The sequence below is a fragment of the Gluconacetobacter sp. genome (genome assembly GCF_047721585.1).
Taxonomy (GTDB): Bacteria; Pseudomonadota; Alphaproteobacteria; order Acetobacterales; family Acetobacteraceae; genus Gluconacetobacter; species Gluconacetobacter dulcium.
Map to the genome: position 1 here is coordinate 1 of NZ_JBDNXE010000108.1, position 14,291 is coordinate 14,291.

The window sequence follows — 14,291 nt, forward strand, 5'->3', positions numbered from 1 at the left end:
GATTAGGGGCCTGACCGTGGGGGGCGGGGCCATCGGTGCGGGCTTTGGTCCGGATTTTGGCAATACCGCCTTTCGGGGGATAGAGTTCCGTCATGTGATTCGGGATGACGAGATGACTGCTTCCTCCGCCTCTTTCGTGCCGGCCGGGGCCGGGATCATTCGCCTGATCGCCTGTGCCGCCGGGCTGGTGGTGGCCAATATCTATTACGCGCAACCGCTGATCGGCCTGATCGGGCCGGATATCGGTCTGGCGCCGGCCTGGCTGGGCAGCATCGTGATGCTGACCCAACTGGGATATGGCTGCGGCATGATCGGTCTGGTTTCGCTGGCCGATATCGTGGAGAATCGGCGGCTGGTGCTGGTCGCGCTGGGCGGGCTGGCCCTGACGCTGCTGGCCGCCGCCTTCGCGCGCTCGACCTGGGCGTTTCTGGTCATGGCATTCGCCATCGGCGTGTTCGCGACCGCCGCCCAGGTGCTGGTGCCGCTGGCGTCGCATCTTTCGGCCGAGAAGGATCGCGGGCGGGTGGTGGGCACGGTGATGGGCGGGCTGATCGGCGGGATCATGCTGGCGCGGCCGTTTTCCAGCATCGTGGCCGATCATGCCGGGTGGCATGCCGTCTTCCTGGCGTCGTGCGCGATGACGCTGGTGTTGATGGTGGCGCTGGCGCGGGGCCTGCCGCGCCGGCAGCCCGTACATGACGGGTTGACCTACGGGCATATCCTCGCCTCGCTGCCCGGTATCCTGTGCGAGACGCCGCTGCTGCGCCGGCGGGCGTTCTATCAGGGGGCGGTGTTCGCCGCGTTCAATATCTTCTGGACGGCGGTGCCGCTGCAACTGGCCTCGGCGCCGTTTCATCTGGGGCAGACGGGCATTGCCCTGTTCGCGCTGGCCGGGGCGGGTGGCGCGCTGGCGGCCCCGGTGGCCGGGCGGCTGGCCGACCGGGGGCTGACGAATGCGGCCACGACCGGGGCCATGGTGATGGTGGCGGGCGGATTCGCGCTGGGGCTGGCGGCCGTCGCGGCCCATGCGCTGGTGCCGCTGGCGGTCGCGGCGATCGTGCTGGATGCCGGGGTGCAGACCAACCAGGTGATCAGCATGCGGGCGATCTATCTGCTGCGGCCCGAGATAAGGGGACGGCTGAACGCGCTGTTCATGACCATCGTGTTTCTGTGTGGCGCGACGGGTTCGGTGCTGGCGGCCGCCCTGTTTCATCATGGCGGATGGCAGGCGGTCTCGCTGGCCGGGGCGGTGCTGCCCCTGATTGCGCTGGGGAGGCAGGCGCTGGCCGGCGAGGCGATGCGGCGACGCGCCTGACCGGATGGGCGCGCCGGGTCGATTCGGCGCGCTGGTCCGGTCAGGCTTCCGTGGCTGATCAGGCCGTCTTTTTGGCCTCGATCAGTTGGCGGTAGATGTCGAGATAGTCCTCGGCCATCCGGCGGGCGGTGAAGCGTTCCTCGAAGCGCTGGCGGATGCGGTCGTGCTGCATTTCGGGCAGGCGGGCGCAGGCGGCGATGGCCTCGTGCTCGTCATCCACGATCAGGCCGGTCAGGCCGTCTTCCAGCACCTCGGGGACCGAGCCGCGACGGAAGGCGACGACGGGGGTGCCGCAGGCCATGGCCTCGATCATCACCAGGCCGAACGGCTCGGGCCAGTCGATCGGCATCAGCAGGGCGCGCGCGCCCGACAGGAAGGCGGGTTTCTGGCGGTCGTTGATCTCGCCGATCAGTTCCACGCCCTCGCCCAGCATCGGGACGATCTCGCGCTCGAAATATTCGGCGTCCACCTTGTCGATCTTGGCGGCGATCTTGAGCGGTACGTTGAGGGCGCGGGCGATGCGGATTGCCTTGTCCACGCCTTTTTCCGGGCAGATCCTGCCCAGAAAGGCGAAATAGTCGCGCGGGCCGGGCTGGGGCGTCAGCAGCTTTTCGGGCAGGCCGTGCAGCACGGTGCGCACATAATGGGCCTGGGGGAGGGGCAGGCGCTGGTTGTTGGAGATCGAGACGATCGGCACCTTGGGGAAGGCGTCGAAGACCGGTTGCAGTTCCATCAGGTCCAGGCGGCCGTGCATCGTGGTGAGCATCGGCGTGGGCTGGCGGCTGAAATAGGTGAAGGGCCAGTAATCCATATGGAAATGCAGGATATCGAACTGCTCCGCCGCGCGGGCGACCTGCTCCATCATGAGCATGTGCGGCGCGATCGGGTCGCGAATCGCGGGGTCGAGGCGCAGGGCCTGGGGCCAGCAGGCGGTCAGCCGGGCGGAGGTCACGCTGTCGCCACTGGCGAACAGGGTCACATCATGGCCCATGGCCGTCAGTTCTTCCGTCAGGAAAGACACGACACGCTCGGTGCCGCCATACAGTTTGGGCGGTACGGCTTCATGGAGCGGCGCGATCTGGGCGATACGCATGGGGCTGGTCACTTCTTTCTTCCGCATGAATGGACAGGGGATGCTAGCGTGCCATCGGGAAACGGCAAATCGATGGCACGCCGGAGGGCGGGTTGCGGCACCAGGTGGAACGATGCGCGATCAAGGTTGTTCCGTCTGATGGGCCGACCTGCCCGGCATCTGCGGGGATGGGCAGGGAGAGCCTATCTTTCCTGCCCCCGATCCGGATAGATAAACGTTTCAGGGTGTGGAACTTTCCGCGCGTCACGACGACCGGACAGGCCGGCAGCAGAGAGGGCAGCCGATTTTGGCGACTGAGACCAGGACCACCATTTCAGACGAACAGCTGGTTCATTATCCGGGCCGGCCGCTTGCCTTCGTCTTCCGCTATGCGCGGGGTCATGCGATGCTGCATGCCGTGATCTTCCTCTCCGTCATGGTCGCCGTGGCGTGCACCGTCGGGGCCACCTATGCCACCCGCTTCCTGGTCGATACCATGACCGCGCACGGTGTGGGAGACATGCCGCCCGTCTGGAACGCCGTGGTGGCGCTGGTCGTGGTCATTGCCTTCGACAATATGTCGTGGCGGGTGGCCGGGTGGTTCGCCACCTATGCTTTCGTGGACATGACCGGCGACGTGCGGCGCGACCTGTTCCGCTATCTGACGAGCCATTCCGCCGGCTATTTCGCCGACCGGATGTCCGGCGCCATGGCGACGCGCATTTCCACCGCTTCGATATCGGTCTTCACGCTGGAGAATCTGGCGGCGTGGAACGTGCTGCCGCCCTGCCTGAACGTGGCGCTGTCGGTCAGCCTGCTGCTGACGATCAGCCCGGTGATGGCGGGGGTGATCGTGGCGCTGTCGGCCGGGCTGTGCCTGCTGATGTTCCGCATGGCGGCCGGCGGGCGGGGCATGCACCAGCATTATGCCGCCGAGGCGGCGCGCGTGGATGGCGAGATGCTGGACATCGTCAATAACCTGCCGCTGGTCCGGTCCTTCGGCATGACAGGCTATGAGCGGCTGCGCCTGGGCGAGACGATGCGCCAGGAGATGGGCGCGCGGGGCCGGTCGCTGCGCTACATGGAAAAGCTGCGGCTGGTGCATGCTGTGCTGACGGCGGTGCTGACGGCCGGGTTGCTGTTCTGGGTGGTGATGCTGTGGCATCTGGGCCGCGCCAGCATCGGCGACGTGGTGATGGTGGCCAATCTGGGCTTCATGATCCTGCATGGCACACGCGATCTGGCTGTGGCGCTGGTGGAGACAATCCAGCATATCGCGCGGCTGGACGAGGCGCTCTCGGCCATTCTGGTGCCGCATGAGATGGTCGATTCGCCGAATGCGCGCGGCTTTGCCGGCCCGGTGCGGGGCGAGGTCGCGTTTCGCGACGTGATGTTCGCCTATCCGGGTGGCGCGCCGGTGCTGTCGCATTTCAATCTGGTGATCGAGGCCGGGACACGGGTCGGACTGGTGGGGCGGTCGGGCTCGGGCAAGAGCACGATTCTGGCGCTGGTGCAGCGTCTGCGATACGTGCAGGGGGGCGCGGTCCAGATCGACGGGGTCGATCTGCGCGACCTGGACGAATCGAGCCTGCGGGCCTGCATGTCGGTGGTGCCGCAGGATGTGTCGCTGCTGCGGCGGTCGGTGATGGAGAATATCCGCTATGGCCGGCCGGATGCGACGGATGACGAGGTGATCGCGGCCTCGATCGCCGCCGGGTGTCGCGACTTTATCGACGCGATGCCCGAGGGCTTCCAGACCGAGGTGGGGGATCGCGGCGTCAAGCTCTCGGGTGGCCAGCGGCAGCGAATTGCCATTGCGCGCGCGTTTCTGCGCAATGCGCCCATCCTGATCCTCGACGAGGCCACCAGCGCGCTGGACAGCGAGAGCGAGCAGCGCGTGCAGGAGGCGCTGGATCGTCTGAAGGTGGGGCGCACCGTGATTGCGGTGGCGCACCGGCTTTCTACCCTGCGCGATTTCGACCGCATCGTGGTGATGGATCATGGCCGGATCGTGCAGGATGGGCCGGTGAGCGTGCTGGAACGGACGGAAGGCCCGTATCGCGATTTCCTCGAACGCCAGTCCATGTTTATCGAGGACGTGGTGTAACGAGATGATGAAGGATTGGGACGAGGGTGAGGTGATGGAGCGTGTGGCGGCTTTGCCTGAAGGGCGGGGGCATGTCGCGGAGAAGGCGGCGCGGCCCAGCCCTGCGGCAATGGAGAATCGCCGGCGGGCGCTGAGTGCCGAAGCCTATGAATATATTCGCGGCGGGCTGATCCGCAGCCGCTACAAGGTGGGCCAGAGGCTGGTGCTGCGCCCGCTGGCGGCCGAGCTGGGGTTGAGCCCCACGCCGGTGCGCGAGGCCCTGCTGCGGCTGGTATCGGAGCAGGCGCTGGACCTGAACGACCGCAATACGGCGGTGGTGCCCGAGATCACGCCCGCCAGTTTTCGCGAAATCCATTCGCTGCGCGTCGATCTGGAAAGCCGGCTGATCCAGGCGGCGGCTCTGCGCGCCACGGCTGAGGAACTGGATGCGCTGTCGGATGTGCATGAACAGTTCCAGCTTGCCTGCGCGCGGCAGGATGAAGGCATGATGGCGGCCGGGAATGCCGATTTTCATGCCATGCTGGCGGGCATTGCCGACCTGCCGCTGACGGCGAATATCCTGCATAACCTGTGGGCGCGGATCGGGCCGCTTTATGCGCTGGCCCGTACCGCGCCGCCCGCGCGGCCGGCCGGGATGCGCCACCCCCATGACGACCTGATTGCCGCGCTGCGGGCGCATGATCCGGAGGCCGCGACCCGCGCGCTGATTGTCGATGCGGATTATGCGCGGAGTTGGATCGAGCCGTTGCTGTCGCAAGGTATGGTGCGGGACCAGCCGTGAGGGGGGATATCGTGCGCCGACCGTTGGTGTGGCGACGGTCGTCGTCATCATCGCGGGCGATTGCCTGATGGTGGGCGGCTTTGGGTTCCAGGTGCCGTTCTGCCTGGACATGCTGGATTGGTACGGCCGCCATATCCATATATTGGCGTTGCTGGTGCTGGGTAACGCCATCAGAATATGGGGCCGCCAGGATGTGCCCTATGCGGAGCGGGTTCGTCAGGGATGGTGACCGTGGGGTGGCCGGGGCCGGTCAGGCCGGACCCGGCTGGAAAGCGCCCGTTCAGGCGGTTTTGACCGCAGGTCTGGTTTCGGGAACCTCGATGTCGATCTCCAGCATCGAGACGCCTGTGCCGCGATCCATCTTGATCTGGACCTTGTCCTGATCGACCGAGATATGCCGCTTGATGACCTCCAGGATTTCCTCCTGAAGCGTGGCGATCAGTTCCGACTGGCCTTCGCCGGCGCGTTCGTGCGCCAGGAGGATCTGCAAACGGTCACGGGCGACGGGGGCCGAGGTTTTTCGTCCGAAGAATGAGGCCAGAAAACTCATGCGACACTCCGCTTGAACAGCCAGTCGAACAGGCCCTTGCGTTCGGTCGGCACGCTGACATCCAGTGTCTCGCCTTCCAGGCGGCGCACCGCTTCGAAATAGGCGCGGGACGGCGCACTGGTCGGATTGGATAACGTGACCGGCATGCCGAGGTTCGATGCCCGCAGGACTTCTTCGCTTTCGGGAATGATGCCCAGCAGGGGGATCGACAGGATTTCCAGCACGTCTTCGGTGCGCAGCATTTCGCCGCGCGCGGCGCGGGCGGGGTCGTAGCGTGTCAGCAGCAGGTGTTTGTCGATCTTTTCGCCCTTCTTGGCGCGCTCGGTGGTGCTGTCGAGCATGCCGATGATGCGGTCGCTGTCGCGCACCGACGAGACCTCGGGGTTGGTCACCACCACCGCCTGGTCGGCGTGGTACATCGCCAGTTGCGCGCCGCGCTCGATGCCGGCGGGGCTGTCGCAGATCACCCAGTCGAATTTCTCGCGCAGTTCCTCGATGACCCGGGCGACGCCCTCCGGGGTCAGGGCGTCCTTGTCGCGGGTCTGGGAGGCGGGAAGAATCGAGAGGGTTTCCACCCGCTTGTCGCGGATCAGGGCCTGGGCCAGCTTGGCGTCGCCCTGCACGACGTTGATTAGGTCGAACACCACGCGGCGTTCCGCGCCCATCACCAGATCCAGGTTGCGCAATCCGACATCGAAATCGACGACGACGACGTTCTTCCCGGTCTGGGCCAGTGCCGCGCCGAGGGCAGCGGTCGATGTGGTCTTGCCCACACCGCCCTTACCCGAAGTGACAACCAGCACCTTGGCCATACGCGTGTTTCCTTATGTCGGGACCTGCCATTCTGCGGCAACGTCTTGAATATGAATCTAATGGCGGAAATGTGGTGAGGGCAACGGGAAAGCGGAATGTTCGTCAGTTCAGGGGCCGGACGACGAGGGTATCGTCTTCCAGCATCGCCTGGGCGGAGCGACCGTGCAGGGCTGGATCGATCTCCTCGGCAATCATATAATAGCCGTCGATCGCCAGGAGTTCCGCTTTCATCACGCCGGCGAAGATCCGCGCCCCGGTCTGCCCGCCCATGCCGGCGATCGCCCGCCCGCGCAGCGTGCCGTAGACATGGACCGAGCCGCCCGCCGAAATCTCGGCCCCCGATGCCACGGACCCGATGACGACCACGTCGCCTTCGGGGTTCTGGACCGATTGCCCGGACCGCACCGGCCCTTCGACGACCAGCGCCGATGATGGCCCGGATGGCTGGACGACGGCGGGTGCCGTGCCGTCCGTGTCTTCGTCGGGCAGTTCTACCGTGCCGGCGGCACGGCCGCCCTCGAACGCCATGGGCCAGTCCCAGCCGGCGACGGCCGGCCAGTCCGGGTCGGCGCCCTCGATCCCGATGATCCTGACCCCGCGTTCCAGCAGGGCCGGATAGAGTTCCGCCAGCCCTTCGGCATCGCCCGCCAGCAGGCCGAGATCGAGAATGATCGGCTTGCCCACGAAAAAGGAAGGCGAGCGCGCGATCTGGGCATCCAGCCCGCGCAGCCAGTCATCGAGTTCGGCTTCGGGGGAGAGCACCAGCGCCAGGAAAGAGCGGCCACGGGCGCGAATGCGGGGAAGCGGGCGGGTTTCGTCGGACAAGGGCGTCACGGACCTTCACGTTTGCTGGGAAGGGAGCCCGTACCAGCTACCGTGAGAACGGGGCGCTGTCGAGCGATCCGCGCGTTCGGGCGCCGATTTCCGTCCGGGCGTGCAAGGGCTCTTGGCGCGGCGTGTTGCGATGGCATAAACTGGTAGAATGCGTATCCTCTATCATCTTCCGCTTTCGCCCTCTTGTCGCAAGGTTCGTCTGGTGCTGGGCGAGAAGCGGCTGCCGTTCGAACTGATGATGGAACGGGTCTGGGAACGCCGGCCCGACTATCTTGCGGTCAACCCGGCCGGCACCGTGCCGATGCTGGTCGAGGAAAACGGGCTTTCGATCCCCAATTCGTCGGTGATCTGCGAATATCTGGAAGAAGCCTATCCCGACACGCCGCTGCTGGGGCGCACGCTGGCCGAGCGGGTCGAGGTGCGCAGGCTGGTCGCGTGGTTCGACGAGAAATTCGCCAGCGAAGTGACGCAGAACCTGCTGCATGAGAAGGTGATGAAGCGGATCGCGGGGCGCGGCAACCCGGACGGCAACGCGCTGCGGGCGGGGTATGCCAATATCCGCTACCACATGTCTTATCTGGACTGGTTGGCCGAGACGCGGAAATGGCTGGCGGGACCGACGCTCTCGCTGGCCGATTTCGCCGCCGCCGCGCATCTGTCGTGCCTGGATTTCATCAACGATGTCGATTGGACCAAGGCGCCGGCGGCCAAGGACTGGTACGCCCGGATGAAATCCCGCCCGTGTTTCCGCGCGCTGCTGAACGACCGGGTGACGGGGATCGTGCCGCCGGATCATTACGCCGACCTCGATTTCTGATCGCGCGATGTCCCTGATGATCGAGACGGACGCCATCGTGCTGGGCGCGGGCGCGGCCGGGCTGATGGCGGCGCTGGCGGCCGGCCAGCGCGGGCGGCGGGTGGTGGTGCTGGACCACGCGGACGAGGCCGGGCGCAAGATCCTGATTTCGGGCGGCGGACGCTGCAACTTTACCAATCTGGATACCGAGCCGGGGCGGTTTCTCTCCGGCAATCCGCATTTCGCCAAATCGGCGTTGGCGCGGTTCAGGCCCGCCGACATTCTGGAGATGATCGGCCGCCATGGCATTGCCTGGCATGAGAAGACGCTGGGGCAATTGTTCTGCGACGGATCGGCCCGGCAGGTGGTGGCCATGCTGCTGGCGGAATGTGCGGTCGGTGGCGTGGATATCCGCCTGTCGCACCGGATCGTGGGGGTGACGGGTGGCGAGGGGTTCCGGGTGGAGACCGATCGCGGGGTGTTCCGTGCGCCGGCGCTGGTGCTGGCGACTGGGGGGCTTTCGATCCCGCGTATGGGGGCGACCGGTCTTGCGCACGGGATTGCGCGGCAGTTCGGGTTGGGTGTGACGGCGACCGCTCCGGCGCTGGTGCCGCTGACGCTGGATGCGGCCGGGGAGGGATGGACGCGCGAACTGGCCGGCGTTTCGCTGGACGTGCAGGCACAGTGTGGCGGCAAGCGGTTTCGCGAGGCGATGCTGTTTACCCATCGCGGCCTGTCCGGCCCGGCGATCCTGCAGATTTCGTCCTATTGGGAACCGGGGCGGGAGATCTGCCTGAACCTGTTGCCTGGATGCGATGCCGGCGCGGTGCTGCGCGAGGCGAAGCGGCAGCGGCCCCGGGTGGAAGGGCGGACGATGCTGGGCGGTTTCCTGCCGCAGCGTTTCGCCCAGGCGATGGCGGCGCGCCACCTGCCGGACCGGCCGGTGGGCGATGTACCTGACGCGGCGTTGAACCGTCTGGGGCAGGTGCTGGCCGGTTGGCGCCTGATGCCGGCCGGCAGCGAGGGCTATGCCAAGGCCGAGGTGACGCGCGGGGGCATTGATACGGGCGCCCTGTCGTCGCGCACCATGGAGGCGCGGGAGGTGCCCGGCCTTTATGCGGTGGGCGAGGCGGTGGATGTGACGGGCTGGCTTGGCGGTTATAATTTTCAGTGGGCCTGGGCCAGCGGCCACGCGGCGGGTCGCGCGATCGCCGAAAAGGGTTGATCGCGGGGCGCGCAACTCGTTGGTCCCGCCAGCCGTTTCAGGATTCGCATGGTTCTTGGACGGGAGGATGAAATGGCGACTGATCTGATTGCGCGCCCGCTGGTTGCGCGGGGGCGGATGTTCCTGCTTCTGGCAGGGCTGGCGGTTGTGCCGGCGGGGTGTACTGGTGTGGCGGAGGGGTATCCGCCGCCGCCGGGCACGCCGATCGCCGGATACGGATATCTCTGCAAGGCCGGTGTCTATACCTGCCATCTGCCGACTCAGGTGCCGCTGGGGTCCGATTGCTCATGTCCGGGGTTGGGTGCGCCGTCCTACGGGAACGTGCATCCGGGGAGATAGCCGGGCCGAATCGGAGGGGATGAGGCAGGTTCAACCTGCCTCATCCCGACCGGGCTGCGGTGGCTTACTGGGCCAGGACCGCGCAGGCCACGCGATCGCCGGCGCCGCCGATCGGCTGGGTCTGGTAGTCGTCGGGCTTGGCGTGGATGACCACCGAGGAGCCGTCGGCATCGAGCAGGGCGGGGCGTCCGCCGTCGCCCTTGAAGGACACCAGAGTGGAATAAAGCTCGACCGTCGCGGTGCCGTCGGCGCCTACATGGATGTTGGGCAGGTCGCCCTCATCGTTGGCATTGGCGTTGAGCAGGCCGTGGACCGGCTTGGCGACATCGTGCGCATGGACATGACCGCCGGCACTCTTGAACGTGGGGGGCGTGCAGGCGCCTTTTTCGTGGAAATGCACGCCGTGCCAGCCGGGTGTGAGGCCGGTCGCGGTGATGCGCAGGATGACGCCCTTGGGCGCTTCGGTGACCTCGACCGTGCCGTGGGAGGCGCCGTCGCTGCCCTTGAGGTCGCCCGTCACCTTGTCGGCCGCGAAGGCGGACATCGGAAGGGCGAGCAGCCCCAGGCCGAGCGCCGCGACGTGTTTCCTGCGTGAATATGCCATCGTTTCCTCCTCGAATGCTGCGCGGCCGGCTTTTGCACCGGGCCGCGCGATGGTCTGAAAAGCTAGCATGCTTCGGGCGGTTCGTCCGGAACGCGAGATTTGATCCGTCGCATCGACCGGAACGTGACCATCCATCAGCGGGGATTACAGGTCCGCCGTGATCGAGAATTTGAACGTGCGGGGCATACCTTGCAGCAGGTAGCCGCCGAAGGCCGATGCCCAGTAGCGGGTGTTGGCCAGATTCTCGACGCCGAAGCGGGCGGTCAGCGCCTTGTGGTCCACCAGGAACGTATAGCGCGCGCCGAGGTCGAATCGTGTCCAGCCCCGGACCTTCAGGGTGTTGGCGTTGTCGGCCCATTGATGGCCGGTGCGGATGGCCTGGCCCGTCAGCGTGCCGCCTTTGAGGAACGGCAGGTCGTATTCGAGGTTGGCGTTGATGGTGTAGCCCGGCACGCCGATGGCGCGATTGCCGTCATACAGGCCCAGCGCGGTCCGCCGCTGGTTCGCGTCGATGATCGCGGTGCCGCCGTTGAAGCGCAGGCCCTTTACGATCTCGCCGTTGACCGTCCATTCGATGCCGCGATTGCGCTGTTGCCCGTCGACCGAGAAGATGGACTGCCCGCCATTGCCGTAGGGCACCGCGTACGCGTTGGGCTGTGCGATCTGGTAGAGCGCGAGAGTGGTGTTGAAGCGGCCGATATCGTATTTCGCGCCGATTTCGTATTGCACCGTCTGGTAGGGCGGGAACACCTGCCCGGTATTGATGACGTTGCCCGATGCCTGCGGGCCCTGCGCCAGCCCTTCGATCCGGTTGAAATAGAGGGAGGTCTGGCGCGTGGGATGCACCACCAGCCCGACGACGGGGGTGAAGGCATCCTGATTGTAGCGGGTGAAGTAGTTTCCGTATCCGTAATCGTTCACCAGCATGTTCTGGTAGCGGAAGCCTGCCGTGAGGGCTACGCGATCGTCGAACGCGGACACGGTATCGGAGAAGAACAGGCTGTAGAGGCGGGTGTAGCCGTTTTTCTGCGGGTTGTTGACGTTGCCGCCCACGAAGGTCTCGGGGGCCGATTGCCGGTAGAATGTCGGGCGGTAGAGGTTGGTGGTCAGCGATGTCAGCGCGAACGCATAGGCCGTGTCCCTCTCCGACCACAGGCCGGAGCCGCCCGCGTTGATTTCGTGCTTCAGCGGACCGGTGGTGAAGTGCGCCCGGATGCCGGCGCGGGTGCTTTCGTTGGTCTGCACGTAGGGCACGTACATCGAACCGGCACTGGCCGCGCCGGTGGCGGCGTTGGTGACGGTCAGGGTCGAATAATTCCCTTTCTCGTTGCCGCCGAGGCCGCCGAAGGCGGCGTAGGCCGTCAGGTGCTTCGAGAAATCATGCTCCACGTTGAGCATGCCGAAGATGTAGTTCAGCTCGGTATAGGTCCAGGGCTGGCCGTAATTGCTTGACGGGGAGGGCGTGCGGGGAACGTGCGTGAGGCCCGCGCCCAGCAGCACGCCGGGGCGGCCCTGGTTGACGCCCTGGTTTTCGTAATCCATGTCCAGCGTCACGCGGGTCGCGCCGTCGCGGCTGCGCCAGTCGAAGCCGCCGCCGACGGTGACCGAATGGCGGCGTTCCAGGTCGATCGCCGTCTGGCCGCTCTTGCCCGCGACATTGATCCGCACGCCGAACTGGTTGTCGGTGCCGAAACGGCGGCTGACATCGACATTGCCGCCGCCCATGCCAGCACTCTCATAGTCGCCGGTCAGGCGGGTCAGCGGGGTTTCGCCGGCATGTTTGAACATCAAGTTGATGTTGCCGCCGATGGAGGAGCCGCCGGGGGCCGCGCCGTTGAGGAACGCGCTGGCGCCGTTGAGTACCTGCACCTGATCGTAAAGCTGCGGCGAGACGAGTTGGCGGGGCACGATGCCATAGAGCCCGTTGATCGACACGTCGTCGCCATAGACGGGGAAGCCGCGAATGACGAACTGCTCGGAGAAATTGCCGTAACCATAGGTGGTGCGCACCGACGGGTCGTTTTCCAGCACCTGACCGAGCGTCTGCGACTGCTGGTTCAGGATCAGGGCCGAGGTGTAGCTGCGGACGTTGAAGGGCACGTCCAGGCCCTTCTTGGTGCCGAGGACGCCGAGCTGGCCGCCGGAGATGACTTCCATCTGGTTGCGGCGCCGGGCCAGCACGACAATCTGCTCGTCGGAGGGGCCTGTCTGGCGCGTCGTGCCGGTCTGGGTGGCCGTTGCGGGCGCTGCGGTGATTTTTTCGGGTTTTCGGGGGATGGTTTGGACCTGCGCCTGATCCTGGGCCGATGCGGCGGCCGGTATCGATACCGACAACATCAGCATCGTTGAATAAGCCGTCGTGCGGCGGAAGAAGGCGGAAAGCGGTCGAATGTACACAGGCGGCCTCATTGACAAGCCGTAAAGGGAGCCGACACATAGACGCAAATGAGAATATGTCGTAATACGGCGCGAGCCATGACGTATTCTCCGTGGTATTCTCCAGACCGAATGTTGCCTGAAAGACACATGCGAATGACTCTCAAATCTCGCGACACGGCACGGTTCGGAGCGGGCGGGATATGGAAGCGATGGCTGGGGCGGCTGATTGCCGTCGCGGCCACTGCCTATCTGGGCGCGTTGGGACTGTTCTCGTTGGCCTCCGGGCGAATCGGAGGCGAGGCGATTCTGCTCCAGAGCCTTGCGGTGGCGGTGCTGCCGTTGCTGATCGTCGTGCTGTTCGCGCTGCCGGGGCGCCGGTCGGGGGCTTCCGTCATCGTGGTGCTTGCCGTGCCGTTTCTGCATCTGACCGGTTGCTGATGCGCGATATCCTGCGCCTTCGCACGGGCTGGCTGCATGCGTGGGTCGGCTTCGTCGGCGGGTTGGTGCTGGTCGTGGTGTTTACGGCTGGCACGCTGGCCCTCTTCGACACCGAAATCACGCGCTGGATGCAGCCGGAACTGGCGGCGCTGCCCGCTGTCGCCATGACCGGCGAGGCGCTGGATCGCGCGGGCGAGCGGGTACGGGCGTTGCGTGAGACCGGGGTGGTGGCGTTCGTCAACCTGCCGTCGGCACGCGATCCGGTGCTGCGCATCCTGCATTACGACGGACATGCTTCTATCGGGCCGGTGCTCGATCCGCGTGACGGCGCCGTGCTGACGGCGCGCGAGACATCGGGCGGGCAGTTGTTCTTCGACCTGCGCCAGTCGCTCTATCGCGGGCCGATATGGGGCAATCTGGTGACGGAGATGGCCGCCATCGGGCTGATCGTCGCCGTGATCTCGGGCGTGATCATTCATTTTCGTAATCTGGTGCCCGACCGGCTGCTGTTCCGGCCCTTTGCCGCGCTGGCGGTGGCGGCGTGGCTTCGGCGGGTGCGGCCGGGGATGCGGTCCGGCGGCGTCTCCTGAGCACTTTGCCGTCGGGCCGGTATGGCATGGGCCTCGCGGTGATCCCATTTCTGTGCGGGACCATGGCCGTGATATCGAACAGGACAACGGCGTGGATCTGATGCGGGACGGGCAGGCGGGGCGGCATGACGGGCAGGCGGGATGAGCGGGGAAGCGGGGATCTGTTCGGTGGTCCGGCGGCTGTCGATACCCGGCATGATCCGGCCGGGCGGCGTGGGCGTTCGGCGCCGCCGCGCACGCAGCCGCTGGCCGACCGGCTGCGCCCGGCATCGCTGGACGAGGTGGTGGGGCAGGATCATCTGCTGGGGCCGGATGGCGCGCTGCGGCGGATGCTGGATCGGGGGACGCTTGCCAGCCTGATCCTGTGGGGTGGCCCGGGGGTGGGCAAGACGACCATCGCCCGTCTGCTGGACGACGCGGCGGCGCTGCGCTTCGTCCAGATTTCGGC

At 66.3% G+C, this 14,291-nt stretch carries 16 protein-coding genes; 10 read left to right on the top strand and 6 right to left on the bottom strand.

All coding sequences use genetic code 11. From position 1 onward, the window contains the following. The first annotated feature begins 112 nt into the window (after positions 1-112). The gene (locus tag ABF821_RS16135; RefSeq protein WP_415530747.1) at positions 113-1,315 is read left to right on the top strand and encodes an MFS transporter; all 1,203 of its coding nucleotides are present in this window, start codon (positions 113-115) and stop codon (positions 1,313-1,315) included. Between the two features lie 58 nt (positions 1,316-1,373). Here ABF821_RS16135 and ABF821_RS16140 read toward each other — a convergent pair whose 3' ends face one another. Continuing rightward, on the bottom strand, positions 1,374-2,408 hold the full coding sequence (locus ABF821_RS16140) for a glycosyltransferase family 4 protein (RefSeq protein ID WP_415530748.1): 1,035 nt from the start codon (positions 2,406-2,408) through the stop codon (positions 1,374-1,376). A gap of 286 nt (positions 2,409-2,694) precedes the next feature. Between ABF821_RS16140 and ABF821_RS16145 the strand changes: the two genes are divergently transcribed. From ABF821_RS16145 to ABF821_RS16155, 3 genes are all read left to right on the top strand, one after another. Then, a complete protein-coding gene (locus ABF821_RS16145; protein WP_415530749.1) occupies positions 2,695-4,494 on the top strand; it encodes an ABC transporter ATP-binding protein in 1,800 nt (599 codons plus the stop codon). A gap of 109 nt (positions 4,495-4,603) precedes the next feature. Continuing rightward, positions 4,604-5,275 (top strand): GntR family transcriptional regulator, encoded by a 672-nt coding sequence (locus ABF821_RS16150; protein ID WP_415530759.1) that lies wholly within the window; start codon positions 4,604-4,606, stop codon positions 5,273-5,275. A gap of 28 nt (positions 5,276-5,303) precedes the next feature. Continuing rightward, on the top strand, positions 5,304-5,504 hold the full coding sequence (locus tag ABF821_RS16155; RefSeq protein ID WP_415530750.1) for a hypothetical protein: 201 nt from the start codon (positions 5,304-5,306) through the stop codon (positions 5,502-5,504). Between the two features lie 51 nt (positions 5,505-5,555). Here ABF821_RS16155 and minE read toward each other — a convergent pair whose 3' ends face one another. The 3 genes from minE to minC all read right to left on the bottom strand — a co-directional run bounded on the left by minE (position 5,556) and on the right by minC (position 7,463). Next, positions 5,556-5,825: a cell division topological specificity factor MinE gene (minE, locus tag ABF821_RS16160; protein ID WP_182972493.1), complete on the bottom strand. Its 270-nt coding sequence runs from the start codon at positions 5,823-5,825 to the stop codon at positions 5,556-5,558. Further along, complete coding sequence (gene minD, locus ABF821_RS16165) at positions 5,822-6,637, bottom strand: septum site-determining protein MinD (RefSeq protein WP_114727694.1); 816 nt, start codon at positions 6,635-6,637, stop codon at positions 5,822-5,824. Before minD ends, minE begins: the two co-directional genes overlap by 4 nt. Positions 6,638-6,740: 103 nt before the next feature. Beyond that, the gene (gene minC / locus ABF821_RS16170; protein ID WP_415530760.1) at positions 6,741-7,463 is read right to left on the bottom strand and encodes a septum site-determining protein MinC; all 723 of its coding nucleotides are present in this window, start codon (positions 7,461-7,463) and stop codon (positions 6,741-6,743) included. Between the two features lie 157 nt (positions 7,464-7,620). Here minC and ABF821_RS16175 point away from each other — a divergent pair, with 157 nt between their 5' ends. The 3 genes from ABF821_RS16175 to ABF821_RS16185 all read left to right on the top strand — a co-directional run bounded on the left by ABF821_RS16175 (position 7,621) and on the right by ABF821_RS16185 (position 9,832). Beyond that, complete coding sequence (locus ABF821_RS16175) at positions 7,621-8,289, top strand: glutathione S-transferase family protein (protein WP_182972496.1); 669 nt, start codon at positions 7,621-7,623, stop codon at positions 8,287-8,289. Between the two features lie 16 nt (positions 8,290-8,305). Then, complete coding sequence (locus ABF821_RS16180; RefSeq protein WP_415530751.1) at positions 8,306-9,493, top strand: NAD(P)/FAD-dependent oxidoreductase; 1,188 nt, start codon at positions 8,306-8,308, stop codon at positions 9,491-9,493. A gap of 72 nt (positions 9,494-9,565) precedes the next feature. Further along, entirely contained in the window at positions 9,566-9,832 is a 267-nt protein-coding gene (locus ABF821_RS16185; RefSeq protein WP_415530752.1) for a hypothetical protein, read from the top strand. A 64-nt stretch (positions 9,833-9,896) separates the two neighbouring features. Here the strand turns inward: ABF821_RS16185 and sodC are convergent, their stop codons facing one another. Both sodC and ABF821_RS16195 read right to left on the bottom strand, forming a co-directional pair. After that, complete coding sequence (gene sodC, locus ABF821_RS16190; RefSeq protein WP_415530753.1) at positions 9,897-10,436, bottom strand: superoxide dismutase[Cu-Zn]; 540 nt, start codon at positions 10,434-10,436, stop codon at positions 9,897-9,899. 144 nt (positions 10,437-10,580) lie between these two features. Further along, entirely contained in the window at positions 10,581-12,779 is a 2,199-nt protein-coding gene (locus ABF821_RS16195; RefSeq protein ID WP_415530755.1) for a TonB-dependent receptor, read from the bottom strand. Positions 12,780-12,968: 189 nt separating this feature from the next. Between ABF821_RS16195 and ABF821_RS16200 the strand changes: the two genes are divergently transcribed. The 3 genes from ABF821_RS16200 to ABF821_RS16210 form a co-directional block, all read left to right on the top strand. After that, complete coding sequence (locus ABF821_RS16200; RefSeq protein WP_415530756.1) at positions 12,969-13,253, top strand: hypothetical protein; 285 nt, start codon at positions 12,969-12,971, stop codon at positions 13,251-13,253. Beyond that, a complete protein-coding gene (locus ABF821_RS16205) occupies positions 13,253-13,843 on the top strand; it encodes a PepSY domain-containing protein (protein WP_415530757.1) in 591 nt (196 codons plus the stop codon). Before ABF821_RS16200 ends, ABF821_RS16205 begins: the two co-directional genes overlap by 1 nt. Positions 13,844-13,968: 125 nt before the next feature. Beyond that, a partial coding sequence (locus ABF821_RS16210; RefSeq protein ID WP_415530758.1) for an AAA family ATPase occupies positions 13,969-14,291 on the top strand: 323 nt, incomplete at its 3' end.

Bases quoted from the DNA above. Each gene is read 5' to 3' on its own strand.
- ABF821_RS16135 (WP_415530747.1), top strand. From the start codon at position 113: ATGACTGCTTCCTCCGCCTCTTTCGTGCCGGCCGGGGCCGGGATCATT.
- ABF821_RS16140 (WP_415530748.1), bottom strand. From the start codon at position 2,408: ATGCGTATCGCCCAGATCGCGCCGCTCCATGAAGCCGTACCGCCCAAA.
- ABF821_RS16150 (WP_415530759.1), top strand. From the start codon at position 4,604: ATGGAGAATCGCCGGCGGGCGCTGAGTGCCGAAGCCTATGAATATATT.
- minE (WP_182972493.1), bottom strand. From the start codon at position 5,825: ATGAGTTTTCTGGCCTCATTCTTCGGACGAAAAACCTCGGCCCCCGTC.
- minD (WP_114727694.1), bottom strand. From the start codon at position 6,637: ATGGCCAAGGTGCTGGTTGTCACTTCGGGTAAGGGCGGTGTGGGCAAG.
- ABF821_RS16175 (WP_182972496.1), top strand. From the start codon at position 7,621: ATGCGTATCCTCTATCATCTTCCGCTTTCGCCCTCTTGTCGCAAGGTT.
- ABF821_RS16180 (WP_415530751.1), top strand. From the start codon at position 8,306: ATGATCGAGACGGACGCCATCGTGCTGGGCGCGGGCGCGGCCGGGCTG.
- ABF821_RS16185 (WP_415530752.1), top strand. From the start codon at position 9,566: ATGGCGACTGATCTGATTGCGCGCCCGCTGGTTGCGCGGGGGCGGATG.
- sodC (WP_415530753.1), bottom strand. From the start codon at position 10,436: ATGGCATATTCACGCAGGAAACACGTCGCGGCGCTCGGCCTGGGGCTG.
- ABF821_RS16195 (WP_415530755.1), bottom strand. From the start codon at position 12,779: ATGCTGATGTTGTCGGTATCGATACCGGCCGCCGCATCGGCCCAGGAT.
- ABF821_RS16200 (WP_415530756.1), top strand. From the start codon at position 12,969: ATGACTCTCAAATCTCGCGACACGGCACGGTTCGGAGCGGGCGGGATA.
- ABF821_RS16205 (WP_415530757.1), top strand. From the start codon at position 13,253: ATGCGCGATATCCTGCGCCTTCGCACGGGCTGGCTGCATGCGTGGGTC.